The 25,670-nt window shown below is 70.1% G+C and carries 27 protein-coding genes and 5 pseudogenes; 26 read left to right on the top strand and 6 right to left on the bottom strand.

What is annotated here, in order from left to right:
- Positions 1 to 18: 18 nt before the first annotated feature.
- The 7 genes and pseudogenes from ACFJI0_RS19150 (at position 19) to ACFJI0_RS19120 (ending at position 6,350) form a co-directional block, all read left to right on the top strand.
- Positions 19 to 912 carry a branched-chain amino acid ABC transporter permease gene (locus tag ACFJI0_RS19150; protein WP_382321896.1) on the top strand — a complete coding sequence of 298 codons (894 nt, stop codon included), beginning with the start codon at positions 19 to 21 and terminating at the stop codon, positions 910 to 912.
- Positions 909 to 1,865 carry a branched-chain amino acid ABC transporter permease gene (locus ACFJI0_RS19145; RefSeq protein WP_382321895.1) on the top strand — a complete coding sequence of 319 codons (957 nt, stop codon included), beginning with the start codon at positions 909 to 911 and terminating at the stop codon, positions 1,863 to 1,865. The genes ACFJI0_RS19150 and ACFJI0_RS19145 overlap by 4 nt, the downstream gene beginning before the upstream one ends.
- 48 nt (positions 1,866 to 1,913) lie before the next feature.
- Positions 1,914 to 2,743 (top strand): annotated as a pseudogene (locus ACFJI0_RS19140) (phosphoenolpyruvate hydrolase family protein).
- Positions 2,744 to 2,769: 26 nt separating this feature from the next.
- Positions 2,770 to 3,213 (top strand): SRPBCC family protein, encoded by a 444-nt coding sequence (locus tag ACFJI0_RS19135; protein WP_382154270.1) that lies wholly within the window; start codon positions 2,770 to 2,772, stop codon positions 3,211 to 3,213.
- Positions 3,210 to 4,427, top strand: coding sequence for a Tm-1-like ATP-binding domain-containing protein (locus ACFJI0_RS19130; RefSeq protein ID WP_382321894.1), 1,218 nt, complete (start codon positions 3,210 to 3,212; stop codon positions 4,425 to 4,427). Before ACFJI0_RS19135 ends, ACFJI0_RS19130 begins: the two co-directional genes overlap by 4 nt.
- A gap of 9 nt (positions 4,428 to 4,436) precedes the next feature.
- Positions 4,437 to 5,654 (top strand): tetratricopeptide repeat protein, encoded by a 1,218-nt coding sequence (locus ACFJI0_RS19125; protein WP_382321893.1) that lies wholly within the window; start codon positions 4,437 to 4,439, stop codon positions 5,652 to 5,654.
- Between the two features lie 93 nt (positions 5,655 to 5,747).
- Positions 5,748 to 6,350 carry a 2-hydroxychromene-2-carboxylate isomerase gene (locus ACFJI0_RS19120; RefSeq protein WP_382321892.1) on the top strand — a complete coding sequence of 201 codons (603 nt, stop codon included), beginning with the start codon at positions 5,748 to 5,750 and terminating at the stop codon, positions 6,348 to 6,350.
- Positions 6,351 to 6,415: 65 nt separating this feature from the next.
- Here ACFJI0_RS19120 and ACFJI0_RS19115 read toward each other — a convergent pair whose 3' ends face one another.
- Complete coding sequence (locus ACFJI0_RS19115; RefSeq protein WP_382154282.1) at positions 6,416 to 7,651, bottom strand: CaiB/BaiF CoA transferase family protein; 1,236 nt, start codon at positions 7,649 to 7,651, stop codon at positions 6,416 to 6,418.
- Between the two features lie 190 nt (positions 7,652 to 7,841).
- On the bottom strand, positions 7,842 to 8,693 hold the full coding sequence (locus ACFJI0_RS19110; RefSeq protein ID WP_382321890.1) for a LysR family transcriptional regulator: 852 nt from the start codon (positions 8,691 to 8,693) through the stop codon (positions 7,842 to 7,844).
- Positions 8,694 to 8,800: 107 nt separating this feature from the next.
- Here ACFJI0_RS19110 and ACFJI0_RS19105 point away from each other — a divergent pair.
- The 3 genes and pseudogenes from ACFJI0_RS19105 to ACFJI0_RS19095 all read left to right on the top strand — a co-directional run bounded on the left by ACFJI0_RS19105 (position 8,801) and on the right by ACFJI0_RS19095 (position 11,804).
- Positions 8,801 to 9,516: pseudogene (locus tag ACFJI0_RS19105) on the top strand (glutathione S-transferase N-terminal domain-containing protein).
- Positions 9,513 to 10,790, top strand: a complete 1,278-nt coding sequence (locus tag ACFJI0_RS19100; protein WP_382321888.1) for a CaiB/BaiF CoA transferase family protein — start codon at positions 9,513 to 9,515, stop codon at positions 10,788 to 10,790. Before ACFJI0_RS19105 ends, ACFJI0_RS19100 begins: the two are co-directional and overlap by 4 nt.
- A gap of 45 nt (positions 10,791 to 10,835) precedes the next feature.
- Entirely contained in the window at positions 10,836 to 11,804 is a 969-nt protein-coding gene (locus tag ACFJI0_RS19095; protein WP_382154293.1) for a tripartite tricarboxylate transporter substrate-binding protein, read from the top strand.
- 10 nt (positions 11,805 to 11,814) lie between these two features.
- Here the strand turns inward: ACFJI0_RS19095 and ACFJI0_RS19090 are convergent, their stop codons facing one another.
- Positions 11,815 to 12,096: a cupin domain-containing protein gene (locus tag ACFJI0_RS19090; RefSeq protein ID WP_382154296.1), complete on the bottom strand. Its 282-nt coding sequence runs from the start codon at positions 12,094 to 12,096 to the stop codon at positions 11,815 to 11,817.
- A gap of 79 nt (positions 12,097 to 12,175) precedes the next feature.
- On the opposite strand from ACFJI0_RS19090, the gene ACFJI0_RS19085 reads away from it, so the two are divergent.
- From ACFJI0_RS19085 to ACFJI0_RS19060, 6 genes and pseudogenes are all read left to right on the top strand, one after another.
- The gene (locus ACFJI0_RS19085) at positions 12,176 to 12,541 is read left to right on the top strand and encodes a YciI family protein (RefSeq protein ID WP_291111210.1); all 366 of its coding nucleotides are present in this window, start codon (positions 12,176 to 12,178) and stop codon (positions 12,539 to 12,541) included.
- 108 nt (positions 12,542 to 12,649) lie between these two features.
- A complete protein-coding gene (locus tag ACFJI0_RS19080) occupies positions 12,650 to 13,132 on the top strand; it encodes a VOC family protein (RefSeq protein ID WP_382154299.1) in 483 nt (160 codons plus the stop codon).
- Between the two features lie 22 nt (positions 13,133 to 13,154).
- A pseudogene (locus tag ACFJI0_RS19075) lies at positions 13,155 to 13,587 on the top strand (YciI family protein).
- Positions 13,588 to 13,599: 12 nt separating this feature from the next.
- Positions 13,600 to 14,139, top strand: coding sequence for an SRPBCC family protein (locus ACFJI0_RS19070; protein ID WP_382321887.1), 540 nt, complete (start codon positions 13,600 to 13,602; stop codon positions 14,137 to 14,139).
- A gap of 37 nt (positions 14,140 to 14,176) precedes the next feature.
- A complete protein-coding gene (locus ACFJI0_RS19065; RefSeq protein ID WP_382154305.1) occupies positions 14,177 to 14,587 on the top strand; it encodes a VOC family protein in 411 nt (136 codons plus the stop codon).
- Between the two features lie 9 nt (positions 14,588 to 14,596).
- A pseudogene (locus ACFJI0_RS19060) lies at positions 14,597 to 15,872 on the top strand (RNA polymerase sigma factor).
- Here the strand turns inward: ACFJI0_RS19060 and ACFJI0_RS19055 are convergent.
- Positions 15,869 to 16,789: a LysR substrate-binding domain-containing protein gene (locus tag ACFJI0_RS19055; RefSeq protein ID WP_382154311.1), complete on the bottom strand. Its 921-nt coding sequence runs from the start codon at positions 16,787 to 16,789 to the stop codon at positions 15,869 to 15,871. The pseudogene ACFJI0_RS19060 and the gene ACFJI0_RS19055 overlap by 4 nt on opposite strands.
- 88 nt (positions 16,790 to 16,877) lie before the next feature.
- Between ACFJI0_RS19055 and ACFJI0_RS19050 the strand changes: the two genes are divergently transcribed.
- From ACFJI0_RS19050 to ACFJI0_RS19010, 9 genes and pseudogenes are all read left to right on the top strand, one after another.
- Positions 16,878 to 18,086, top strand: a complete 1,209-nt coding sequence (locus ACFJI0_RS19050) for a CaiB/BaiF CoA transferase family protein (RefSeq protein WP_382321885.1) — start codon at positions 16,878 to 16,880, stop codon at positions 18,084 to 18,086.
- Between the two features lie 21 nt (positions 18,087 to 18,107).
- Positions 18,108 to 18,398 (top strand): annotated as a pseudogene (locus tag ACFJI0_RS19045) (alcohol dehydrogenase catalytic domain-containing protein); the annotation flags it as partial.
- Between the two features lie 193 nt (positions 18,399 to 18,591).
- On the top strand, positions 18,592 to 19,104 hold the full coding sequence (locus ACFJI0_RS19040; protein WP_382325729.1) for a zinc-binding dehydrogenase: 513 nt from the start codon (positions 18,592 to 18,594) through the stop codon (positions 19,102 to 19,104).
- Positions 19,105 to 19,130: 26 nt separating this feature from the next.
- A complete protein-coding gene (locus ACFJI0_RS19035) occupies positions 19,131 to 20,105 on the top strand; it encodes a Bug family tripartite tricarboxylate transporter substrate binding protein (protein WP_382325727.1) in 975 nt (324 codons plus the stop codon).
- On the top strand, positions 20,098 to 20,544 hold the full coding sequence (locus ACFJI0_RS19030) for a MaoC family dehydratase (protein ID WP_382321884.1): 447 nt from the start codon (positions 20,098 to 20,100) through the stop codon (positions 20,542 to 20,544). The genes ACFJI0_RS19035 and ACFJI0_RS19030 overlap by 8 nt, the downstream gene beginning before the upstream one ends.
- 102 nt (positions 20,545 to 20,646) lie before the next feature.
- Positions 20,647 to 21,873, top strand: a complete 1,227-nt coding sequence (locus tag ACFJI0_RS19025) for a flavin-containing monooxygenase (protein ID WP_382321883.1) — start codon at positions 20,647 to 20,649, stop codon at positions 21,871 to 21,873.
- Positions 21,866 to 22,345, top strand: a complete 480-nt coding sequence (locus ACFJI0_RS19020) for a hypothetical protein (protein WP_382321882.1) — start codon at positions 21,866 to 21,868, stop codon at positions 22,343 to 22,345. Before ACFJI0_RS19025 ends, ACFJI0_RS19020 begins: the two co-directional genes overlap by 8 nt.
- Positions 22,346 to 22,359: 14 nt before the next feature.
- Positions 22,360 to 22,749: a nuclear transport factor 2 family protein gene (locus tag ACFJI0_RS19015; RefSeq protein ID WP_382154332.1), complete on the top strand. Its 390-nt coding sequence runs from the start codon at positions 22,360 to 22,362 to the stop codon at positions 22,747 to 22,749.
- Entirely contained in the window at positions 22,746 to 23,135 is a 390-nt protein-coding gene (locus ACFJI0_RS19010; protein WP_291111225.1) for a YciI family protein, read from the top strand. The genes ACFJI0_RS19015 and ACFJI0_RS19010 overlap by 4 nt, the downstream gene beginning before the upstream one ends.
- Here the strand turns inward: ACFJI0_RS19010 and ACFJI0_RS19005 are convergent.
- Positions 23,132 to 24,112 carry a Bug family tripartite tricarboxylate transporter substrate binding protein gene (locus ACFJI0_RS19005; protein ID WP_382321881.1) on the bottom strand — a complete coding sequence of 327 codons (981 nt, stop codon included), beginning with the start codon at positions 24,110 to 24,112 and terminating at the stop codon, positions 23,132 to 23,134. The genes ACFJI0_RS19010 and ACFJI0_RS19005 overlap by 4 nt on opposite strands.
- Positions 24,113 to 24,220: 108 nt before the next feature.
- On the opposite strand from ACFJI0_RS19005, the gene ACFJI0_RS19000 reads away from it, so the two are divergent.
- Positions 24,221 to 24,694 (top strand): MarR family winged helix-turn-helix transcriptional regulator, encoded by a 474-nt coding sequence (locus tag ACFJI0_RS19000; protein ID WP_382321880.1) that lies wholly within the window; start codon positions 24,221 to 24,223, stop codon positions 24,692 to 24,694.
- Here the strand turns inward: ACFJI0_RS19000 and ACFJI0_RS18995 are convergent.
- On the bottom strand, positions 24,691 to 25,626 hold the full coding sequence (locus ACFJI0_RS18995; protein WP_382321879.1) for a LysR family transcriptional regulator: 936 nt from the start codon (positions 25,624 to 25,626) through the stop codon (positions 24,691 to 24,693). The two genes, ACFJI0_RS19000 and ACFJI0_RS18995, sit on opposite strands and share 4 nt — an antisense overlap.
- Positions 25,627 to 25,670: the final 44 nt, after the last annotated feature.

The following is a 25,670-nucleotide window of genomic DNA, read 5'->3' as shown; positions in this document are numbered from 1 at the left end:
CATAGAGAGGAAGGCTGTATGACGGAGGTGTTCGGTTTGCCGCTGCCAGTGCTCGCGGGCCAGGTCATGCTGGGGCTGGTCAACGGCTGCTTCTACGCCGTGCTCAGCCTGGGCCTGGCCGTGATCTTCGGCCTGCTGCGCATCGTCAACTTCGCGCACGGGGCCTTCTTCATGGCCGGTGCCTTCGGCGCCTGGATGCTGCAGCGCTACGCGGGCCTGGGCTACTGGGCCGCGCTGCTGCTGGTGCCGCTGGTGGTGGGTGGCCTGGGCGGCGTGTTCGAGCGCGGCCTGCTGCGCCGCCTCTACGGTCTGGACCCGATCTACGGCCTGCTGCTCACCTTCGGCCTGGTGCTGGTGCTCGAAGGCGGTTTTCGCGTGGCCTTCGGCACCTCGGGCCAGCCCTACCCGGTGCCGTCCAACCTGCAGGGCGTGTTCAACCTGGGCTTCATGGTGCTGCCGATCTACCGCGCCTGGGTGATCTTCGCGGCGCTCGCGGCCTGCCTGCTCACCTGGTGGCTGATCGAGCGCACCCCGCTGGGCGCGCGGCTGCGCGCCGCCACCGAGAAACCGGCGCTCACGCAGTCCTTCGGGGTGAACGTGCCGCGCCTGCTCACCTTCACCTACGCCGGCGGCATCGCGCTGGCCGCCTTCACCGGCGTGCTGGCCGCGCCCATCCTGCACGTGAACTCGGGCATGGGCTCCAACCTCGTGATCATCGTGTTCGCCATCGTCGTCATCGGCGGCATGGGCTCGGTGTTCGGCTCCATCGTCACCGCGCTGGGCATCGGCGTGATCGAGGGGCTCACCAAGGTCTTCTATTCGGAGGCATCGACCACCGTGATCTTCGTCGTCATGGCCCTGGTGCTGCTGTTCCGCCCGCGCGGCCTGTTCGGCAAGGAAGGTGCAGCATGAACCGCTCGCTCGCTCCCTGGCAGAAGGCCTTCGTCGGGGTCCTGCTGCTGTTGCTGCTGCTCGCGGTGCCCTGGGTGCCGCAGGTGGTCTACCCGGTGTTCGTCATGAAGCTGCTGTGCATGGCGCTGTTCGCCTGTGCCTACAGCCTGCTGCTCGGCTTCGGCGGCATGATGTCCTTCGGCCACGCGGCCTTCTTCGGCAGCGCGGCCTACATCACCGGCCTGGTGGTGAAGATCTGGGGTCTGCCGCCCGAGCTGGGCCTGCTGGGCGGCACGCTGTTCGCGGCGCTGCTGGGCGCGGTGTTCGGCGCGCTGGCCATCCACCGCCAGGGCATCTACCTGGCCATGGTCACGCTGGCGCTGGCGCAGATGGTGTATTTCATCTTCCTGCAGCTGCCCTTCACTGGCGCGGAAGACGGTCTGCAGCAGATCCCGCGCGGCACGCTGTTCGGCTTCATCGACCTGCGCAACGACACCGCCATGTACCACCTGGTGCTGCTGCTCACCGTGGCCGGCCTCTGGCTCATCCACCGCGTGGTGCGCTCGCCGTTCGGCCACGTGGTGGTGGCGATCCGCGAGCACGAGCCGCGCGCGCGTTCGCTCGGCTACCCGGTGGAGCGCTACAAGCTCACGCTGTTCGTGCTCTCGGCCGCGCTCTCGGGCCTGGCCGGTTCCATGAAGGCCCTGGTGTTCCAGCTCGCCGCGCTGTCCGACGTGCACTGGCACCTCTCGGGCGACGTGGTGCTGATGGCCCTGCTCGGCGGCATGCACACCGTGTTCGGCCCGGCCATCGGCGCCACGCTGGTGGTGGGCCTGCAGTACTACCTCGACGCCTTCGGCGGCTGGGTGACCCTGGTCACCGGCCTGATCTTCATGGTGTGCGTGCTCTCGTTCCGCAGCGGCATCGCCGGTGCGATCGATGCGCTCAGAACCCGCCCACGCCCCGGGCCCTGAGCCCGCGGCCCCCTTCACGTTTCCGTTTTCCGTTTCAAGGAGATTTTCATGCCGCGTTTCGAACGCCAAGCCCTGATGGCGAAATTCCAGGACATGGTGCGCCAGCGCCAGCCCATCGTCGGCGGGGGCGCCGGCACCGGCATCTCCGCCAAGTGCGAAGAGGCCGCCGGCATCGACCTGATCGTGATCTACAACTCGGGCCGCTACCGCATGGCCGGACGCGCCTCCTCGGCCGGCCTGCTGGCTTACGGCAACGCGAACGACATCGTGCTCGAGATGGCCGGCGAGGTGCTGCCGGTGGCGAAGAAGACGCCGGTGATCGCGGGCGTGAACGGCACCGACCCTTTCATCGTCATGCCGGTGTTCCTCAAGAAACTCAAGGAACTCGGGTTTTCCGGCGTGCAGAACTTCCCGACCGTGGGCATCATCGACGGCAATTTCCGCCAGAGCCTGGAGGAGACCGGCATCAACTACGCGACCGAGGTCGAGATGATCGGCGAGGCACACGCCATCGACCTGCTGACCACGCCCTACGTGTTCTCCGCCGAGGAGGCCGTGGCATGACCGAGGCCGGCGCCGACTTCATCGTGCCGCACATGGGCGTGACCACCGGTGGCACCATCGGCGCCACCACGGCCAAGTCGCTCGACGAATCGGTGAAACTCATCGACGAGTGGGGCGAGGCGGCGCGCAAGGTGCGCAAGGACGTGATCGTGATCGCGCACGGCGGCCCGATCTCCAGCCCGGAAGACGTGGCCCACGTGCTCAAGCACAGCCGACACTGCAATGGCTTCTACGGCGCCAGCAGCATGGAACGGCTGCCGACGGAGATCGCGATCAAGTCGCACGTGGAGCGCTACAAGCAAGTGACTTTCTGAATTCGAACCACCACAGGAGACAGGACATGGCCAGGGTCTACGTGAGCGCGGTGATGGACGCGACGCTGGAGGAGGCGTGGGCCTACCTGCGCGACTTCGGCGCGCTCGGCAACTACCACCCGTACTTCGAGAACTCCTACATCGAAGACGGCAAACCGGCCGACCAGGTCGGCTGCGTGCGCCACTTCACCGTGCGCGACGGCGGCGGCTTCCTGCGCGAACAGCTGCTCGCGCTGTCCGACGACACGCACCGCTGCCGCTACAGGATCCTGCACATCGACGCCGACTGGAAGAACTACGTGGCCGAGATGCACCTGCTGCCCATCACCGAAGGCAACCGCTGCTTCGGTGAGTGGTGGGCCGAGTGGGACGTGCCGGCCGACCAGGAGGCCGAGGCGGTGGAGCGCGTGAAAGGCACCTTCCGCACCTTCTTCGAGTGCGTCAACGCGCACCACGGCAAGACCCGATGACCACCGCGCCAGCCGCCGCGTGGGTGGTGGGCACCTTCGACACCAAGGCCGCCGAGCTGGACTACCTCGCCGGCCTGCTGCGCGCGGCCGGCGTGCGCGTGCTGACGGTGGACATCGGCACGCGCAGCGCGAGCGGCGTGGCCGACATCGACGCCGCCGCCGTGGCGCGGCACCACCCCAAGGGCGCGGCCGCCGTGTTCGAGCCCACCGACCGGGGCGAAGCGGTGATCGCGATGAGCGAGGCGCTGAGCGCGCTGGTGCGCGAGCGCCTGGGCGCAGGCGGGATCCAGGCCATGCTGGGCGTGGGTGGTTCGGGTGGCAGCTCCATGATCGCGCCGGCCATGCGCCTGCTGCCCATCGGCATGCCGAAGCTGCTGGTCTCCACCATGGCGGCCGGCGATGTCTCGGCCTACGTGGGCGTGGTGGACCTCACCCTGATGTACCCGGTGACCGACATCGCCGGCCTCAACCGGCTCTCGCGCACCATCCTGGCCAACGCGGCGCACGCGCTGGTGGGCATGCTGCAGCACCACGCGCCGACGGACCACGGGGCCGACAAGCCTTCCATCGGCCTGACCATGTTCGGCGTCACCACGCCCTGCGTGCAGGCTGTGCGCGGGCTGCTCGAGGCCGATTTCGACACCCAGGTGTTCCACGCCAACGGCGCGGGCGGTCGCACGCTGGAGGCCCTGGCCGCCGCCGGCATGCTGCGCGCCGTGGTCGACATCACCACCACCGAGGTGGGTCAGCACCTGGCCGGCGGCGTGTGCGACGCCGGGCCGAACCGGCTCGACGCCGCCGCGCGCCATGGCCTGCCCTGGGTGGGCTCGGTGGGCGCGCTGGACATGATCAACTGGGGCGCGCCGTCCACCATTCCCGAACGGCACCAGGGCCGCACCTTCCACGTGCACAACGCCAACGTGACGCTGATGCGCAGCAACGCCCAGGAGCTGGAGGCGGCGGCGCGGCGCATCGCCGAACAGCTCAACCGCGCCCGGGGCCCGGTGCGCCTGCTGCTGCCGCTGGGCGGCTTGTCCATGATCGACGCGCCCGGCCTGGCTTTCCACGCGCCCGAGGCCAACGCGGTGCTGTTCGACACGCTGGAGCGCCTGTTCGAGGCGAGCGACGCGCACCGGCTGATCCCGCTGCCGTTTCACATCAACGACCCGGCCTTCGCGGCGGCCGTGGCCGAACAGCTGAGGGCGGTGGTGTAAGGTTGCCGCATGAGCAACGCCACCGACCCCACCGAACAGGCCAAGGCCTTTTTCTTCGAAGGCAACGCCCTCTTCGAGGCCGACCGGCTCGACGAGGCGCAGAGCCGCTACGAGGCCGCGCTGGCCCTGGTGCCGGGGCGGCCGTCCATCCTGGCCAACCTGGGCGTGACCCAGTGCCGCCTGGGCCGCTGGCCCGAGGCCGTGGCCACGCTGGCGCAGGCCACCCAGGCCGACCCCACCCACCGCGACGCCTGGGTCGCGCTCGGCCTCTCGCACGAAGCCCTGTCGAACTGGGCCGGCGCCGCGCACGCGCTGCAGCAGGGCGTGCGGCTGGGGGCGTCCACCGCGCAGATCCACCTGTCCCTGGCGATGTGCCTGCTGCGGCTGGACCGGCCCGACGACGCGCTGGCGGCGCTGGACCGGGCGCTCGCGCTCGACCCGACCCTGGCCGAGGCCTGGAGCCAGCGTGGCAGCGTGCTGCGCGACGCCGGCCGGCACGCCGAGGCCGCGCGCTGCTTCGAGCAGGCCCTGGCCCACGGTGGCGACGAAACCCTGCACCGCTTCTACCTCGCCTCGGTGAAGGCCGGCGAGGCCACGCCACCGCAGCCGCCGCGCGCCTACGTGGAAGCGCTGTTCGACGAGTACGCCGACGATTTCCAGCACCACCTGATCCACCAGCTGAAGTACCAGGCGCACGAGACCCTGCTGGCGCCGTTGCGCGTGGGCGGCCGGCGCTACCCGCTGGTGCTGGACCTGGGTTGCGGCACCGGCCTGTGCGGCCAGCTCATTCGCCCGCACGCCGACGCGGTGGACGGCGTGGACCTGGCCCAGGCCATGGTCGAGCAGGCGCGGGCCAGCGGCGCCTACCGCCAGGTGGTGCAGGGCGAGCTGCTCGAATTCCTGCGCTCGCAAAGTGAACCCGCCGACCTCGTGATCGCCGCCGACGTGTTCATCTACGTGGGCGCGCTCGACGGCGTCTTCGCCGCGGTGCGCGAGCGCCTCGCGCCCTCGGGCTGTTTCGCCTTCTCGGTCGAACTCGCCACCGGCGCCGAAGAACTGCAACTGCGGCCCAGCCTGCGCTACGCGCATGCCCCGGCCTATGTGGAGCGCCTGGCCCGGGCGCACGGCTTCCAGGTGCGCCAGACCTGGCAGGCGCCGCTGCGCGAAGACCAGCAGAAACCGGTGATGGGCCTGTACGTGCTGCTGGAGCCGGCCGGCGCCCCATAACGCGGCCCTATACCCGAATCGCCATTCCGTATTGGTCAGCGCGCGCCGCGCTTCCTAGACTGTGGGCCACTCAACAGCCACCATGGAAAGCGCATGACCAAGCCACACGTCGATCTGTACTGGGACATCGGCAGCACGAACACCTATTTCGCGTTCAAGCTCCTCCAGCCCATCGTGGCGCGCCACGGCGCCGAACTCGTGCTGCACCCCTACAACCTGGGCTACGTGTTCCGCAACAACGAGTACGAGCTCATGAAAGAGTCCAAGGCCAAGCTGCGCTACCGCAAGCGCGACCTGATGCGCTGGGCCGAGAAGCACCAGCTGCCGTTCCAGATTCCGCTCCAGTTCCCGATCAAGTCCAGCCGCGTGCTGCGCGGTTCGCTGGCGATGCGCCAGAAGGGGCTGGAGCTGCCCTTCGTCGAAGCGGCGCTCGAGGCCTACTGGGAACAGGGCAACGCGGGCATCGTGGAATACGCGGGCCTGCGCCCCATCGCCGAGCGGCTCGGCGTGGACCCGGACTGGTTCGAGGCCACCAGCGCCAGCGACGAGACCGGCGCCCAGCTCGCCAAGAGCACGGACGACGCGGTGGCGCGCGGTGTGTTCGGCGTGCCCATGATGTTCGTGGGCGACGAGATGTTCTGGGGCAAGGACCGGCTCGATTTCATGGAAGACGAGCTGGCGCGCGCCACCGCCTGAGCGTTTCTCCCGCGCCCCTTCACAAAACGCCGGCTTCGAGCCGGCGCTTTTTTGGGGGGTGGGTGTCAGACGACCCGCGCCCCGCGCAAGGCCTCGATCTGCGCCGCGTCCAGGCCGGCCAGGCGCGTGAGCACCTCGTCGCTGTGCGCGCCCGGCAGCGGGGCCGGCTGGTCGTAGCCGCCCGGGGCGGCGCTGAACTTGATCGGAAAGCCCGAGCCCGCGGCCACCATGGTGGAGCGGCTCAGCGGGTTCCACAGCGGCACCGCCATCTGGCGCTGGACCATCTGGTCCCAGCGCAGCACACCGTGGATGTCGCGCACCGGGCTGCAGGCCAGCTTGGCCTGCGCCAGGCGGGCCTCGACCTCCTCGGTGGTGATGGTCCGCGCCCACGACGCGACCACCTCGTCCACCTGGGCGTTGTTCGCCAGGCGCCAGGCGACCGACATCATGTCCGGGTCGTCCTGGAGGTCGCGGCGCTCCATCACCTCCAGCAGCGCGAGCCAGTCGTCGTGCGTGGCCGCGCCGAGCGTGACCCAACCGTCGCGTGTGCGGTAGGCGTTGAAGGGCGAGAAACGCATGATGCGGTTGCCCTGCTGGGGCTGCAGGCCGAGCTGCGGGTAGCAGTCCAGCGGCTCGTCGAAGATCAGCGAGAACAGGCAGTCGGCCATGGACACGTCGATGGCCTGGCCCTCGCCGGTGCGGTCGCGGTGCAGCAGCGCGGCCACGATGCCCAGCGCCGCGAACACGCCCGAGATCGCGTCGGACACCGGCGAGCCGGCCTTGGTGGGCGCGCTGCCGGGCTGGCCGGTGATGCTCATCAGGCCCACGGCGGCCTGCACCATCAGGTCGTAGGCCTTGAGGTGGCGGTCCGGCCCGGTGGCGCCGTAGCCGGTGAGCGAGCAGTACACGATGCGCGGGTTGGCTTCCTTCAGCGCCGCGTAGCCCACGCCCAGGCGCTCGGCCACGCCGGCGCTGAAGTTGTCCACCACCACGTCCGCGTGGCGCACCATGCGCAGGAAGATCTCGCGCCCCTCGGCGCTCTTGAGGTTGAGCGTGGCCGACTTCTTGCCCCGCGCGCGCTTGAGGTAGGCAATGCCCATGTCCTCGTCGGTCTGGCGCTGGAAGCTCACGCCCTGCGGGCCCGCGAAGGGCGGCGCGAAGGCGGTCGGGTCGCCGGTTTTCGGGTCGTCGATCTTGATGACCTCCGCGCCCAGGCCGGCCAGGAACAGCGTGCCCTGGGGGCCGGAGAAAAAACGCGTGAGGTCGAGAACGACCACGCCGTCGAGGATCTTTGCAGTCATGGGCCCACCGTTGGAAATGTGCGCCGCAGTGTAGGCAGCGGGTCCGCGCGGGGGGAAATAGGTCTTTGACGTGGCGGTATCGCGCCGTCCTATGGGGGCGGCACGGGCGAGGCGCCGGGCCATTGGCCCGCCTCCACCCGCCGGTGCGTGACCTCGGTGATGAGCTCGACGATGCGGTGCGCCGCGCTGCTCAGGGGCACGATGTCGAAGGTGCACAGCGACAGGCGGCGCTGCAGAGCCGGCTCGGTGATGCGCTGCACGCGCAGGCCGGCCGTGCCGCCCGGAATGGCCGCCGAGCCGATGGTGGCGCCCACGCCGCTGCGCCACCACCGCGCGGATGGTTGCGCAGCGAGTCGAGCTCGGCCAGCACGCGCATCTCGTGCCCGGCGGCCTGGAAGGCCGCGTCGATGATCTGGCGCGTCACGTTGGAGCGGCCGGGCAGGGCCAGCGCGCAGGGCGCGGCCTGGGCCAGCGACACCGTGTCGCCATCGCCCACGCCCTGCGCCGACATCAGGAACAGGTCCTCGATCAGCAGCGGGCGCACGTCCAGGTGGCTGGAGACCTTCTGGCGCGCCGTGCCGGTGTCCGGCGCCAGCGGCTCGAACAGCAGGCTCATCTCGATGCGGCCGTTGACCACCAGCTCCTCCAGGTGGCCGCTCAGGCTCTCGGTGATCTGCAGCTGGATGTCGGGGTACTTCGCGGCGGCCTCGGCGATCAGCGAAGGCGCGAGCAGCGTGGCCGCGCTGCTGGGCAGGCCCACCGAGACCAGGCCCTGCGGGTAGTCGCCGGCGTGCTGCACGTCGGTGCGCATGCGCTCCATCTGGCGCAGCATGGCGCGCGCGTGGCGGTAAAACACCTCGCCCGCTTCGGTGGCCGAGACGCCGCGCACGCTGCGCGAGAGCAGCTTGACCTTGAGCTCGTCCTCCAGGTTGGCCATCTGGTGGCTGAGCGCGGGCTGGGCGATGAACAGGTCGGCGGCGGCGCGCGAGACGCTGCCCAGTTCGACGATGCGCACGAAGTACTTGAGCTGGCGGATTTCCATCGGGCCATTGTCCTATCGGCCCTTGGGGGGCTCCATATCTTTTCACGATGCCCCAAGCCCGACACGGTATTGGCGCACCTTGGCCATGCGCACCATCATCACCGCCCATGATCGATCTCTACTTCTGGAGCACGCCCAACGGCTACAAGGTCTCCATCCTGCTGGAAGAGCTGGGCCTGCCTTACCGCGTCATTCCCGTGCACATCGGCAAGGGCGAGCAGTTCCGGCCCGAGTTCCTCAGGATCAGCCCGAACAACAAGATCCCCGCGCTGGTGGACCCCGAGGGCCCGGGCGGCGCGCCGATCGCGCTGTTCGAGTCGGGGGCCATCATGATGTACCTGGCCGAGAAGCAGGGCTGGGCCTTCCTGCCGCAGGACCTGCGCGCGCGCTATGACGTGGTGCAGTGGCTCATGTTCCAGATGGGGGGGGTCGGCCCCATGCTCGGGCAGGCGCACCACTTCCGCAAGTACGCGCCCGAGAAGATCGAATACGCGATCGACCGCTACACGAAAGAGGCGCGCCGGCTCTACACCGTGATCGACCGCCGCCTGGCCGAGGCCGAGTACCTCGCGGGCGACCAGTACTCGATCGCCGACATGGCGACCTACCCTGGCTGCGCGCCCACAAGTGGCAGGGCCAGGACCTCGCCGACTTCCCTCACCTGCAGCGCTGGTACGCGGTGGTGCGCGCGCGCCCGGCGGTGCAGCGCGGCCTGGCCGTGCTGGAAGAGAAGGTCGACCGCTCCGGCGCCAAGCCCACCGGCGAGCGCTGGGACAACCTGTTCGGCGCCGGCCAGTTCTCCCCCTCGGAAAAGACCCCATGACCCAGAAGACCCCCATGCTCACCGGCTACCGCGTGCTCGACATCACGCAGATCGTGGCCGGCCCGACCTGCACCCGCATCCTGGCCGAGATGGGCGCCGAGGTGGTCAAGCTCGAGCTCGCGCCCTTCGGCGACCGCACCCGCGTGGGCGGCCTGCGCTCCAACCAGCCCGAGCACAAGCGCTGCTCGCAGAGCACCTACTTCATCCAGCACAACCACTCCAAGAAAAGCCTGGCGCTGGACTTCAAGAGCGAGCGCGCTCGCGAACTCATCAAGGCCATGGTGCCGAAGTTCGACGTGCTGGTGGAGAACTTCTCGCCCGGCGTGATGGCGCGCGCGGGTCTGAGCTACGACGAGCTGAAGGCCATCAACCCGAGGCTGGTGATGTGCTCCATCTCGCTGGCCGGCCAGGCCGGCGAGCTGGCGCAGAAGCCGGGCTACGACTACGTGGCCCAGGCCTATGCCGGCATCACCGACCTGATCGGCGAGCGCGACGGCGAGCCCGCGCTGATCACCATGGCCATCGGCGACGCCTCCACCGGCGTGGCGGCGGCCATGGCGGTGGGCTTCGCGCTGCTGCACCGCGAGCGCACCGGCGAGGGCCAGTACATCGAGACCTCGCTGCTCGACACCTACTTCAACATGCACGAGGTGGCGGTGCCGCGCGTGAGCCTGCGCAAAAACCACACCCCGGTGCGCACCGGCTCGCAGCACCCCGACGGCGGGCCGACCGGCATCTTCCGCTGCGGCGACGGCAGCTACCTCACGCTGGCCACGCTGCCGCACCAGTGGGCGGCCTTCGTCGAGGCGCTGGGCCAGCCGGAGCTGCTGAAGGACGAGCGCTTCGCCACCGCCGCGCTGCGGCGCGACCACAACGAGGCGCTCAAGCACCTCCTCGAAACCTGGCTGGCCGGCTTCACCACGCGCGACGAGGCCATCGCCGCGCTGGAACGCCACCGCATTCCCTGCGCGCCTGTGCTCACCCTGCGCGAGGCCATGGCGCACCCGCACCTGCGCGAACGCGGCGTGGTGCGCGAGGTGCACGACCCCTACATCGGCCGCTTCGACATCCCGGGCCCGCCCGCGCGCTTCTCCGCGTGGCGCGTGCCGGGAGGCCTGCGCGCCGACCTGCTGGGCGAGCACAACGAGGAGATCCTCAAGTCGCTCGCCGGGCTGGACGACGACGAGATCGGGCAGCTGTACCGCGACGGCGTGCTGGTGCGCGACCCCCTGCTGAACGCGGACCGCGAATGGACCGAGAAGACGGAGGCCTGAGACCGCCGCGACCCCATCGACCGAACCACAACGAAGGAGACAAAGATGAAGAAACGGATATTCACCCTGGCCATCGCGCTGGGCCTGGGCAGCGCCGCGCTGGCCCAGGAGTTCCCCCAGCGCCCAGTGACGCTCATCGTGCCGTTCTCGGCCGGCGGGCCGACCGACGTGGTCGCGCGCCACCTGGCCCAGGCCATGGGCAAGTCGCTGGGCCAGCCGGTGGTGGTGGAGAACCGCGCCAGCTCGGGCGGCATCGTCGGCACCGAGGCCGTGGTGCGCGCCGAAGCCAATGGCTACACGCTGCTGATCCACAACATCGGCATGTCCACGCTGCCCGCGCTCTCGCGCTCGCTGCGCTTCAACCCGGCCACCGACCTGGACTTCATCGGCCAGGTGGCGGACGTGCCCATGACGCTGGTGGGCAAGCGCGACCTCGAACCGACCGGTTTCAAGGCGCTGCACCAGTACATCACGCTCAACCAGAAGAAGATCAACCTCGCCAACGCCGGCATCGGCACGGCCTCGCACCTGTGCGGCCTGATGCTGATGAGCCGGCTGAACCTGGCCATGACCACCGTGCCCTACAAGGGCGCCGCGCCCGCCATGGCCGACCTGCAGGGGGGCCAGGTGGAGCTGCTGTGCGACCAGATCACCACCACGCTGGGCCCGATCCAGGCCGCGCGCGTCAAGCCCTACGGCAGCACCACGCGCGAGCGCCTGCCCTCGCTGCCCGAGCTGCCGACGCTGAGCGAGCAGGGGATCGACGGGCTGGAGGTCACGGTCTGGCACGGCGTGTACGCGCCGAAGAACCTGCCCAGGCCCGTCACCGAAAAGCTGGTGAAGGCGCTGCAGGACGGCCTGGCCGACCCGGCGTTCCGCGACAGCCTGCAGAAGCTGGGCGCCCTGCCCGTGAGCAAGGACAAGGCCACGCCCGAAGGGTTGGGCAAGCACCTGCGCCAGGAGATCGCGCGCTGGTCGCCCGTGATCCGGCAGGCCGAGGCCTATTTGGACTGAGCGTTTTCGGTCAGTCCTTGCGCCGCGCCACCCAATAGGTGGCGCCCTCGGCGCCATAGCGCTCGGCGTGCGGCACCTCGCCGTCGATCTGGAAGGTGTCGCCCGCGCGCAGCTGGCGCGTGAGGTCGCCCACCGTCAGCCACATCTCGCCGCGCGTGACCACCGCCTTGGCGGCAAAGGGGTGGGTGTGCATGTCCAGCACCGTGAAGGGCGCCCACTCGCGCTCGATCACCTCGTCGTAGCCTTCGATCAGGGCCTGAAGGCGAAAGGCCTCGAAGTTGGCAGGGTTCATGGAAAGGCATTGTGGGCCATCGGGTGGCGGGGTGAGGCGTTAGCATGGAGGGCTTGTGCACAGTGAAACGAGGCGCTCCATGTCCCACATGCTCCTGATCCTTGAACCGGCCGGCCAGCGCGGCACGCGCACCGAGGCCCAGGGCCGCGAGGCGTACGCCAGCATGCAGCGTTTCGGCGAGTCGCTGCGCTCGCGCGGCAAGCTGCTGGCGGCGGAATCGCTGGCCTCCCAGTCCCAGGGGGTGCGGGTGCACACCGGCGGCGGCAAGGCCCAGGTGGTGGACGGGCCGTTCGCCGAAGCCAAGGAAATGATCGGCGGCTTTTTCCTGCTGGACTGCGCCAGCATGGACGAGGCCGTGGCCATCGCCCAGGAGTGCCCGGCCGCCGAATGGGCCACCGTCGAGGTGCGCGCCCTGGGGCCGTGTTACGACGACAGCCGGGGCTGAATCCCGGCCTCAGGGTTTTTCCTGGGGTGTTTCTGTCGGCGCTTGTCGAAAACCGCGGGGCTGGTTCGTCGTGCCTGTTGAAGATCCCCATTTCAACAGGAGTTCTTGATGAACGCACCCGCCCGCATCCAGCCTTGCCTGTGGTTTGACACACAGGCCGAGGAGGCCGCACGGTTCTACGTGTCGGTGTTCCCGAACTCGCGCATCGGCGCGATCACCCGCTACGGTCCTGGCGCCCAGCTGCCCGAGGGCACGGTGCTCACGATCGATTTCGAACTCGACGGGCAGCCGCACACCGCGCTCAACGGCGGGCCGCATTTCCGGTTCTCGCCCGCGATCTCCCTCCTGGTGCGCTGCACTTCGCAGCAGGAGGTGGACCACTACTGGCAACACCTCTCGGCCGTGCCCGAGCAGGAGCGCTGCGGCTGGCTGCAGGACCGCTACGGCCTGTCCTGGCAGGTCGTGCCCGAGCAGCTCATGGCCCAGCTGCAGCACCCCGACGCGGCGCGGCGCCAGAGCGTCACGCTGGCCATGCTCGCCATGGGCAAGCTCGACATCGCGGCCCTGCAGCACGCCTTCGACCACCCCTGAACCCCTCTCCAGGAGACCCACCATGCGATTCATGATCATCGTCAAGTCCTGCGACGAATTCGAAGCCGAGACCTCGCCCGCGCCCGACGAGGCGCTGATGGCCGAGATGGTCCGCTACCACGAGGAACTGGCCCAGGCCGGCGTGCTGCTCGACGGCTCGGGCCTGCACCCCAGCCGCAAGGGCTGGCGCATCCAGTACAGCGCCGACGGCAAGAAGCGCGTCGTCGACGGCCCGTTCGCCGAGTCCAAGGAACTCATCGCCGGCTACACCCTGATCCAGGTGCGTTCGCGCGAAGAGGCGATGGAGTGGAGCCGCCGCTTCCCCCAACCCGGCGGGCGCCGGCAAGGAGGCCGTGATCGAACTGCGCCAGCTCTACGAGATGGAGGATTTCCCGCCCAGCGAGCCATTGGAAGACTTCAAGAAGCTCGACGCCATGCACAACCCCCAGCGCTGAGGAGCCGCCACCATGCTCAAGATCCTTGCTTTGCTGATCGGCGTGGCCATCGCCGCCCTGCTGCTGTACGCCGCGAGCCGGCCCGACCGCTTCCACGTCGAGCGCTCCACCACCATCCAGGCGAGCGCCGAGCGGCTGCACCCGCTCATCAACGACCTGCAGCGCTTCAACACCTGGAACCCCTACGCCCGCAAGGACCCGGCCATGCAGGGCCAGTACAGCGGGCCCACCGCCGGCACCGGCGCGGTGTACGAGTTCCAGGGCAACAAGGACGTGGGCAAGGGCCGCATCGGCATCACCGCGTCCAGCGCGCCCTCCAGCGTGACCATGCAGCTCGACATGTTCGAGCCTTTCGAGGGCCACAACGTCGTCACCTTCAGCCTGGTGCCCGAAGGCGAGGCCACCCGCGTGACCTGGGCCATGGATGGCCCCAGCCCCTTCATCGCGCGGCTCATCGGCGTCTTCATGAACATGGACCAGATGATCGGCCGCGATTTCGAGGCCGGCCTGTCTTACCTCAAGTCCCTGGCCGAGAAGCCGGCGGCGTCCTGAACCTTCTTCACCCCCTCACCCTTCGAAAGGAAACACCATGTTTCGCCAGATCTTCGTCAACCTGCCCATCAAGGACATGGCCCGCTCGCAGGCCTTCTTCAAGTCGCTGGGCCTGAACTTCAACCCGCAGTTCACCAACGAGCAGGGCGCCTGCCTCGAGGTGGGCGAGAACATCTTCGCCATGCTGCTGGTCGAGCCCTTCTTCCAGGGCTTCACCAAACTGCCGATCTCGGACGCGAAGAAGGCCACCGAGGTGCTGGTGGCGCTCTCGGTCGACCACCGCGCCCAGGTGGACGAGGTGGTGGCCAAGGCGGTGGCCGCCGGCGCCACCACGCCGAACGCGCCGATGGACCACGGCTTCATGTACCAGCACGGTTTCGCCGACCTCGACGGCCACCAATGGGAGGTGTTCTGGATGGACATGAGCGCCGCCCCCGCGCAGATGTAAATTCGGCCCATGCATTCCAGTGTCCACCAGGCCATCGCCACCGTCTGGCGCCTCGAGTCCGCGCGCATCACGGCCAGCGTGGCGCGGGTGGTGCGCGACATCGGCGTGGCCGAGGAGCTCGCGCAGGACGCGCTGGTGGCCGCGCTGGAGCACTGGCCCAGGGACGGCGTGCCCGACAACCCCGCCGCCTGGCTCATGACCACCGCCAAGCGCCGCGCGCTCGACCACCTGCGCCACCGCCAGATGGCCGACGAGAAGCACGACGGCATCGCCGCCGACCTCGAAGCCCTGGGCGCCACGCACGTGCCCGATTTCGTGGACGCGCTGGACGAGGCGCGGCAGGACGACATCGGCGACGACCTGCTGCGCCTGGTCTTCACGGCCTGCCACCCGGTGCTCTCCACCGACGCGCGCGTGGCCCTCACGCTCAAGCTGCTGGGCGGGCTCAGCACGCACGAGATCGCGCGCGCCTTCCTGGTGCCCGAGGCCACCATCGCGCAGCGCATCGTGCGCGCCAAGCGCACCATCAGCGAGGCCGGCGTGCCGTTCGAGGTGCCGCGCGGCGACGCGCTGGGCGAGCGCCTGGCCTCGGTGCTCGAGGTGGTGTACCTGGTGTTCAACGAGGGCTACACGGCCACCAGCGGCGGCGACTGGATGCGCCCCGCGCTGTGCGACGAGGCGCTGCGCCTGGGCCGCATGCTGGCCGGCATCGCGCCGCAACAGCCCGAGGTGCAGGGCCTGCTGGCGCTGATGGAGATCCAGGCCTCGCGCACCGCCGCGCGCACCGACGCCAAGGGCCGCCCGGTGCTGCTGGCCGACCAGGACCGCAGCCGCTGGGACCACCTGCTGATCCGCCGCGGCCTGGCCGCGCTGGACCGCGCCGACCTGATCGGCGCCGAGCCGGGCCCTTACCACCTGCAGGCGGCCATCGCCGCCTGCCACGCGCGCGCCGTGCGTTCCGCCGACACCGACTGGGCCCGCATCGCCGCGCTGTACGGCGAGCTCGCGCGCGTGGCGCCTTCGCCGGTGGTCGAGCTCAACCGCGCGGTGCGCGATCTCCATGCACGCCGGGCCGGCCGCCGGCCTGGTGCTGGTGGACGCGCTGCTGAAGAACAAGGCGCTGCGCCAGTACCACTGGCTGCCCAGCGTGCGCGGCGACCTGCTGGCCAAGCTGGGGCGCGACGGCGAGGCGCGCGCCGAGTTCGAGCGCGCGGCCGACCTCGCGGGCAACGAGCGCGAGAAGGAATTCCTGCGCGCGCGCGCGGCCGCGCTGCCGGGCGCCTAGGCGCCGAGCTGCCGCACCAGCCCCGACAGCAGCCGCGCGACCTCGCGCACCGCCGAGGACGCGGGGCGGCGCCGGGTCACATCGATGAAGGTGGTCTGCCGGATCGCCGGGTGGGTGATGGGCATGCACTCCAGCAGGCCCCTGGCCAGTTCGTCCTGCACCGCGTGCGCGGGCAGCGTGGCATGCAGGCCGCAGCTCATCACGGCGTCCTTCATCGCGGTGGCCGAACTCACTTCCAGGGCCACGTGCATGGACAGGCGCCGCCGGCCCGCCACTTCCTCGAACAGGGCGCGCAGGCTGTTGGGCCGCATCGGCATCACCAGCGGCAGGCCGGCCAGGGCCGAGAAGCGCACCGAGGCCTTGCCGCTGTGCGGGCCCCCGGGCGCGGCGATCAGGCACAGGGGCGAGGACAGCACCGCGTCCTGGTTTTCGCGCTGCAGGGGGCGGTAGCGGTTGAAGGTGCCCACGTCGATGTGACCCTCGGCCAGCATCACCTCGATCTGCCCGCTGTAGGCCTCGACCACGCGCAGCTGGATGTCGGGGAACGCCTCGCTCACGCGGGCGTAGAGGCGGCCGGTCATGGGGCGCGACATCGACGGCAGCAGGCCCACGTTCACCACCCCGGTGGGCCGCTGCCAGTTGCCTCCGGCTTCCTCCACCAGGGCCGAGGCGTCGGCCAGCAGCGCGTGCGCGCGCGGCAGCACATGGCGACCCAGTTCGGTGAGCACCACGCCCCGGCCGGTGCGGTGCAGCAGGCGCCCACCCAGCGTGGCTTCCAGGCGCGAGAGCTGGCGGCTGAAGGCCGACTGCGCCACGCCGGCGGCCGTGGCCGCGGCCGTGAGGCTGCCGTGTTCGGCGGCCTGGACGAAGTGGCGCAGGTCTTCGATCTGCAAACCTTTGCGATCCGGAATCAGCATGTCTGAAATGCCTCCTATGCGAATTCTGTATTTTGCATCCGCTCCCTAAACTGGCATCGAAACCGACCCATCACAAGGATTTCGAGACATGAGCACCGCCGCCGCCGGGCCCCTGCAGGGGCTGCGAATCCTGGACCTCTCCACCGTGATTGCCGGCCCCTGGGCCTCGACCTTGCTGGCCGACCTGGGCGCCGATGTGCTCAAGGTCGAGATGCCCGGCGTGGGCGACCCGCTGCGCGCCCTGCCGCCCTACAAGGACGGTGTGCCGCTGTGGTGGAAGGCGGCCAACCGCAACAAGCGCGGCATCACGCTGGACCTGCGGCGCGACGAGGGGCGCGAGCTGCTGGGCCGCCTGCTGCCCGAGCACGACGTGCTCGTCGAGAACTTCCGCCCCGGCACGCTGGACAAGTGGGGCATCACCAAGGACTGGTTGCACGGCATCCACCCACGGCTGGTCATCCTGCGCCTGACCGGTTTCGGCCAGACCGGCCCGTACCGCAACCGGCCGGGCTTCGCGCGCGTGTTCGAGGCCATGACGGGTTTCACCAACCTCTGCGGCGAGGCCGACCGCCCGCCCTTGCACCTGGGCTTTCCGATCGCCGATGCGGTGGGGGGCCTGTTCGGCGCCATCGGCATCCTCGCGGCGTTGCACCACCAGCGCGAGGGCGGTGAGGACCGGCCCGGCCAGGAGATCGACTGCTCGATGATGGAGTCGATGTTCCGCGTGCTCGACTTCCTGCCGATCGAGTACGACCAGCTGGGCGTGGTGCGCGGCCGTTCGGGCAACACCAGCCAGTACGCGGCGCCGGGCAATGTGTACCAGACCGCCGACGGGCGCTGGGCCTCGATCGCCGCCTCGACGCAGCGCATCTACGAACGCCTGTGCGCGGCCCTGGGCCGGCCCGATCTGGTGAGCGATCCGAGGTACGCCACCAACCGCGACCGCGTGGCCCACCGGGCCGAGCTCGACCAGGCGCTCGCGGCGGAGATCGCGAAGCACCGCATCGACGAGCTGGGGCGCATGCTGGAGGCCAACGAGGTCGGGTTCAGCCCGATCTGCGACATCGCCGACATCTTCGAAGACGCCCACTTCGCCGCGCGCCAGGCCATCGTCAGCGTGCCCGACGACGAACTCGGCACGGTGCGCATGCAGAGCGTGGTGCCCGCGTTCTCCGAGACGCCGGGCGCGGTGCGCCACGCCGGCCCTTCGCTGGGCCAGCACAACCAGGCCGTGTTCCGCGAACTCGGCCTGACCGACGCCCAGCTGGACGGCCTGCGGGCCGCCGGCGTGATCTGAACCCCAGCAAAAGGAGTGACCATGGACGACCCCATCCGGGCGTATCTGATCGAAGGCAGCGCGGACGCGGTGCAGGCCCGCTTCACCACCTTGACGCCGTCGCAGCTCGACCCGGGCGACGTGGTCGTGCGCATCCACCACGCCAGCGTCAACTACAAGGACGCGCTGGCGGCCACCGGGCGCGGGCGCATCATCCGCCGCTTTCCCTGCGTGGGCGGCATCGATGCCGTGGGCACGGTGGAGTGGTCGCAGAGCCCGCGCTTCCAGCCGGGCGACGCCGTCATCGTGCACAGCCACGGCTTCGGGGTGTCGCAGCACGGCGGCTACGCCACCCGCACCCGCGTGCCGGCCGACTGGGTGAACCCGATCCCGCCCGGGCTCAGCGCGCTGGACGCGATCACCATCGGCGTGGCGGGCTACACGGCGGCCCTGGCGGTGGACCTGATGGAGCTCAATGGCCTGGCGCCCGGGCGGGGCCGGGTGCTCGTCAACGGCGCCACCGGCGGTGTTGCGCAGCATCGCCATCGACATCCTGGCCCAGCGGGGTTACGAGGTGGTGGCCGTCACCGGCAAACCCGCGCAGGCGCCTTACCTGAAGGCACTCGGCGCCAGCGAGGTGGTCGCGGCCAGCGACCTGGCGGCCGCCACCCGCCCGCTGGAGAAGGCGCTGTGGGCCGGCGCGGTGGATTCGCTCGGCGGCGAACCCCTGGCCGCGCTCACCCGCACCACGAACAAGGACGGCGTGATCGCCAGCATCGGCAACGCGGCGGGCCAGGAACTGGTGACCACCGTCATGCCCTTCATCCTGCGCGGGGTGCGGCTCATCGGCGTCAACTCCGACAACGAGCCCGCGCTGCGCGAACACGTGTGGCGCCGCCTGGCCAGCGACCTGCGCCCGCGCCACCTGGGCCGCATCGCGCAGGTCAAGCCCTTCGACGACTTGCCCCAGGTGATCAAGGACGTGGTGGAGGGCCGCAACACCGGCCGCACCGTGATCGCCGTGGCCCCCGAGCTGTAGACCCCGACAACCGACGAGGAGACAACATGAAAACCGCGCGCTGGCTTGTTTTGCTGCTGACGCTGACCCTGTTCGCCGGCCTGTCCGGCGCGCAGGGCGGCCGTTACCCGGACCGTCCCGTGAAACTGGTGGTGGGCTTTCCCGCCGGGCAGGCCACCGACATCGTGGCCCGCCTGCTGGCGGACCGGCTGTCGCAGTTCATGGGGCAGCCCTTCGTGGTCGAGAACCGGCCAGGGCAGGGCGGCAGCCTGGGCCTGGCCCACCTGGCCAAGTCGCCGCCGGACGGCTACACCATGGTGCTGGCGGCCACGGCCTCGCTGGTGACCAACCCGCACCTGTACAAGTCGGTCGGCTACGACCCGCTCACCGACTTCGCGCCCAGCGGCGTGGCGATGGAAATCCCGCTCGCGCTGGTGGCCCACCCGTCGGCGCCGTTCAACACCCTGGCCGAACTGGTGGCCTATGCCAAGGCCAACCCCGGCAAGCTGAACTACTCGTCGGTGGGCAACGGCACGCTGTCGCACCTGGCGATGGAGCGCCTCAAGCGCGAGGCCGGCATCACCATGATGCACATCCCCTACCAGGGCAGCGTGCGCTCGATCGCGGACCTCGTGGCCGGCAACGTGATGCTCAGCTTCGACACCCTCACGGTCACGGTGCCGCACATCGAATCCAGGCGGCTCAAGCTGATCGCCGTGGCCTCCGGCAAGCGCGTGCCGCAACTGCCCGATGCACCCACCCTGATCGAGGCCGGCATGCCGGGCTTCGTCGCGAGCCCCTGGCTGGGGGTGCTGTTCCCCAAGGGCACGCCGGCGGAGATCGTGATGGCCATGAACGCGGAGATCCGCAAGGCGCTCGACGACCCGGGCATGCAGAAATCCATGTTGACCATCGGTGCCGTGGCGCGGCCCAACAGCCCCGAGGAGTTCGCCCGCCTGCTGCAGGAGGACCACGCGAAGTGGGGCCGCATCGTGCGCGAATCCGGAGCCCGCGTTGACTGAGCCGGCCAGCGGCCCCGGGGTGGCGCTGGGCGAGCGGTTCGGCCTGGCGCGCGAGCTCTCCGGCGACGACCTGGAACAGGCGGTGCGCCTGACCCAGGGCACGCACCCGGTGCACGTGAGCGACGGCGCGGCGACCCATGCGGGCCTGCGCGGCCGCATCTTCCACGGCGCGGTCACCGCCGCGATCATGGCCAGCGCCATCGGCGCGCGCTTCGCCCGCAGCCGCATCGCCCTGCTGGAGCAGCACAACCGCTACCGGCTGCCGGTCTATCCCGGCGACACGCTGCGCGCGACCTGGACGGTGCAGCGCCTGCGCGAAAGCCGGCAGGCGGGGCAGTGGGTGGTGGAGCTGGCGGGTGAGACGGTCAACCAGCAGGGGGCCGTGGTGCTGGAGGCCCATGCCCAGGTGCTGTGGCAAGGCCCGTTGGCGGAGGCTTGAAGCGAGGCATTGTGCGACAGGTTTGGCGCCTGCGTGTGGGTGAAAGCCCCATGGCGTGCGCAAAGGGTGCCGGCCAAACTGGCTGAAAATAACGGCACCGCCATGGAATACGACCCGCCCGATTTCCACACCGAGCCATTTCGCGGTTCCAACCACGCCCCCCTCGACCCCGAGACGGAAGCCGACGTGATCATCGTCGGTGCCGGCCCGGCCGGTCTGGCGGTGGCGGCCTGCCTGGTGCAGCGCGGGCACAGCCCGCTGGTGATCGACCGCGCGCAGGACATCGCCTCGTCCTGGCGCCACCATTACGAGCGCCTGCACCTGCACACCGTCAAGACCCATTCGGCCTTGCCCGGCCGGCCATTCCCCGACGACGCGCCGCGTTACGTGCCGCGCCAGGGGGTGGTGGACTACCTGGTCGCCTACGCGCGCCAGCATGGCATCGAGCCCACGCTGGGACAGAACGTGACGGCGATCGAACCCCGGCAGGGCCCGGGCGCGCCCTGGCAGGTGGCGCTGGCGAATGGGCGCCAGCTGTCGGCCAACCACGTGGTGGTGGCCACCGGCGCCAACCGCCAGCCGCGCGCCCCCCGCCTGCCGGGCGAAGACGTGTTCCAGGGCCGCCTGCTGCACAGCCGCGGCTACCGCAACGCCGCGCCCTTCAAGGGCCAGCGCGTGCTGGTGGTCGGCATGGGCAACACCGGTGCCGAGATCGCGCTGGACCTGGTGGAACACGGCGTGCGCACCGCGCTCTCGGTGCGCTCGCCGGTCAACATCGTGCGGCGCGACGTGCTCGGCCGGCCCGCGCAGCTCTCCAGCCTCATGCTCAGCCAACTGCCGCCGGTGCTGGGCGATGCGCTGGCCGTGCTGCTGCGCAACCTCACCGTGGGCGACCTGCGCCGCCACGGCCTGCCCAGCGCGAGCGTCTCGCCGTTGCGCCAGTTGCGCGAGGAGGGCAAGACGCCGGTGATCGACGTGGGCACGGTGCAGCGCATCAAGACCGGCGACATCCTGGTCTACCCCGGCATCCAGCGCCTCACGTCGGGCGGGGTGCGGTTCACCGACGGCAGCGAACACCCGTTCGACACCGTGCTGCTGGCCACCGGCTACGACGCGGCGCTGGGTGAACTCTTTCCCCGCACCGCCTTGCCGCTGGACGAACGCGGCATCCCCTTGCAACTGAGCGGCGAGGGCGCGCTCGAAGGCCTGCACTTCGTGGGCTTCGACGTGCGCCAGCCCGGCGGCCTGCTGCGCACCATCGCCCTGCAGGCGCCGCGGGTGGCGCAGCGCATCTCGGCGCGGCAGGCGAACGGAGGCCGGCATGCGTGAGGCGCGCACCCACATCGAGATCGGCAAGCAGGAGACCTTCATCGCGACCGAGCCCGTCGAAGGGGGCAGCCTGGAGTGGATGCTGGACATCGGCACCCGCGCGCTGGGCAACGGCCCGTTCAAGCACACGCCGCCCACGGCGCTGGAGATCGAGACCGCGATCGAACACGTGGAAAATGCCGTCATGCCGCTGCTGCGGCAGCTGCCGCGCGGCTCCCAGCTGGTGACGTCGGACGCCGCCGCGCACGAGCTGCGCCGCCTGGTGCACGAGCGCGAGGCCGGTGGCGCGCTGCTCCTGATCGACGACATCGAGCAGGTGTTCAACCAGATCGCGGCGGTCTCGCTCGGCCGGCCCGCCACCTCCTCGGGCCTGCCGCCGCAGCCCGAATTCGCGGCCTACGTGCTCATCCTGCGCGAGACCATGCACCACCTCGGCTTCGCATCGCTGATGCTGCGGGCCCCCAACGACTGAACCCACCCACCGCCATGCCCAACCCCGACACCCTCGAACGTTTCATCGCCCTGGTGGAGCAGAACGCGCACGACCAGGCCATCGAAGACTTCTACGCGCCGCACGCCACCATGCAGGAAAACCAGGCGCCGCCGCGCGTGGGCCGCGACCAGCTGGTGGCCGGCGAGCGCCAGGTGATGGCGCGCGCGGCGTCCATCAAGTCGCGCTGTGTGCGCCCGGTGCTCGTCCACGGCGACCACGTGGTGATCCGCTGGCGGTTCCGCTTCGTCTGGCGGGACGAGTCGGTCACCGAGATGGAGGAACTGGCCTGGCAGCGCTGGGAGGGCGAACGCATCGTGTCCGAGCAGTTCTTCTACGACCCGGCGCAACGCACGCCGCAACCACCGGCCGGGGTGGCGATATGAGCTCGGACCTCGAACCCAGGGAATTCCTGGTGATCTCGCGCGGCCAGTGGGACGCCGACAAGTCGCCCGAGGAGATCCAGGCCGCGATCGACCGCTTCTACGTGTGGCACGGCGAGCTGGTGGCCCGGGGGGTGATGCGCTCGGGCCAGCGGCTGGCGCGCGACGGCAAACTGGTCACGCGCGAGCGCATCGTCGATGGCCCGTTCGCCGAGGCCAAGGAGGTGGTGGGCGGCTTCTGGTTCGTGCGCGCCACCAGCCTGGAAGAAGCCGCGCGCCTCTCGGCCGACAACCCCTGCCTGGCCTGCGGCCTGCAGTACGAGATCCGGCCGTTCGAGCCGGTGCGCGCCAGCGCGTTCGCGCTGACGAGCGAAACACCGACGCGTTAGTCGTTGGCCTTGAAACCCGTGGCCTTGACCACCTGGGCCCAGCGCGCCGTCTCGCTTGCGATGGTGGCCGCGAAGGCCTCGCCATTCTCCCGCGGCACGTCAAAGCCCTGCGCTTCCAGCCTGGCCTTGTAGTCCGCGTCGGCCTGCGCCTTCACCGTGGCGGCCTGGATCTGGTCCACCACCGCCTTGGGCGTGGCCGACGGGGCCATGAGGCCGAACCACACCGTGGCGCCCAGGTCCGGGTAACCCAGTTCGGCCAGGCTGGGCACCTGGGGCAGGAAGCGGGTGCGCTCGCGCGAGGTGACCGCGATGGCGTGGAGCTTGCCGCTTTGCACGTGCGGCAGCGCGGCCTGCAACTGAGCGAAACCCAGCCGCACCTGGCCGCCGAGCAGGTCGGTGATCTGCGGTGCGCTGCCCTTGTAGGGCACGTGCACCATGTCCAGCTTGAAGCGTTCGTTGAGCTGGAAGCCCAGGAAGTGCGACGGCGTGCCGGGGCTGAACGAGGCGTAGGTGACCTGGCCCGGGTTGGCCGCCACCCACTTCACCAGATCGGGCAGCGTCCTGGCCGGCACGGACGGGTGGGTCACCAGCACCAGCGGGTTCTCCACGCCTTTGGCGATGGGCTTGAAGTCCGACTGCTTCCAGCGCAGGGCCGGGTAGACCGAGGGGTTGATGGTGAACATGGCCTGGGTGCTGATCCACAGCGTGTGCCCGTCGGCGGCCGCGTTGCGGACCTGCTCGGCGCTGAGGTTGCCGTTGGCCCCGCCCTTGTTCTCCACCACGAAGGTGCCGCCGGTCTGTTTCGCCAACTGATCGGCCAGCGCGCGGCCGTACACGTCCACCGCGCCGCCGGCCGGTGTGCCCACCACCAGGGTCACCGGTTTGCTCGGCCAGGTCTGCGCGAGGGCCTGGGGCGCGGCCAGGCCGGCCGCGAGGGCGAGCAAGAGGACGCGCACAGGGGAATGGGGGGATGGCATGGGAGTCTCCTGGATGATGTTCGGGTGCCTTTTTCGAATCTATGCCCTCCTGGATTGGTTGATCAATACAACTATGCTCAGGGTATTCACTGGTGGAGTCGATGTGTGATGGGTGAACTCTTTCTCTACCGCCTGACCCGCCTTCAGGCGGCGGCCGTCGCGCCCGTGGGGCGGCTGTGCCAGGCCCGCTATGGCGTGTCGCGCCGCGAGTGGCGGCTGATCGTGGTGCTGGCCCGGCACGGCCCGGTGCTGTCGTCGGAGCTGGCGGACTTGGCGCAACTGGACCGCGCGCGCACCTCGCGCATCGTCACGACCCTGGTCGACCTCGAACTCGCCGCTCGCGAGGTCATTCCCAGCGACCGCCGGCAGGCGAAGGTGTCCCTGACGGACAAGGGCCGCGCGCTGCACGAGGAGTTTCTGCCCGTGGTGGTGGAGCTCAACCGGCAGCTGCTGCTGGCGCTGGAACCGGAGGAGGTCGCGCAACTCGACGGGCTGATGGACCGCCTGGCCGAGCGCGCCAAGGCCAACCTCGCGGCGCTGGACCTGCCCAAGCAGCGGCGCTCGCGCCCCGTGCGGCGCTAGCGCTCGCCGCGGCTGCGCCCTTTGGCGCGTTTCTGCGTCGGCCAGGCCTGCATGCGGAAGGCCTCGACCAGAAAGTCGATCAGCAGGCGCACCTTGGGCGAGACGAACTTGCGCGAGGGGTAGACCACGTACACGCCCAGCTCGATGGAGCGGAACTCGGGCATCAGCTCGACCAGGGTGCCGGCCTGCAGGTCCGGGCCCACGAGGAAGGAAGGCTGCAGCACGATGCCCTGGTGGCGCAGGGCCGCGAGGCGGCAGGTGTCGCCGTTGTTGCAGCGCAGCCGGGGCGAGACCTTCACCGAGACCGGCCCCTGCGGCCCGGTGAAGCTCCAGTGGTCGCCCATGGAGAACAGGCTGTAGGCGGCGACCTGGTGCTGCGCCAGCTCGGCGGGGTGGCGGGGCGTGCCGTGCTGGCGCAGGTAGCCGGGCGAGGCGCACAGCACCAGGCGTGTGCTCGCGATCTGGCGGCTCACCAGGCTGGAGTCGGGCAGGCGCGCGATGCGCACCGCCATGTCGAAACCTTCCTCCACCAGATCGACCACGCGGTCCGACAGTGTCACGTCCAGCGTGAGCTTGGGATGGCTGGCCATGAAGGCCACCCACAGCGGCGCCAGGTGCAGCAGGCCGAAGGTGAAGGGCGCGTTCACGCGCAGCAGCCCGGTGGCCTCGCCGCTGCGCGAGGTGATCTCGGCCTCGGCCTCGTCCACCGAGGCCAGCACCTCCTTGCAGCGCGTGTGGAACACCTCGCCTTCCGGCGTGAGCGAGAGCCGCCGCGTCGTGCGGTTGAGCAGGCGCACGCCCAGGTGCGACTCCAGCTCCGCCACGTGCCGCGACACCGCCGCCTTGGACATGGGCAGGGCGTCGGACGCCGCGACAAAGCTGCCGGCATCGACCACCGCGGCAAACACCCTCATCGCTTCCAATCGGTCCATTTGTCTCTGAATAAGGAACAGTTTGTCTCATTGAAGCATGTTTA

The sequence above is a fragment of the Hydrogenophaga sp. UC242_53 genome (genome assembly GCF_042696965.1).
Lineage (GTDB): Bacteria > Pseudomonadota > Gammaproteobacteria > Burkholderiales > Burkholderiaceae_C > Hydrogenophaga.
The sequence above is the reverse complement of the archived record's forward strand: the minus strand, read 5'-3'. Positions and strand labels throughout refer to the sequence as shown.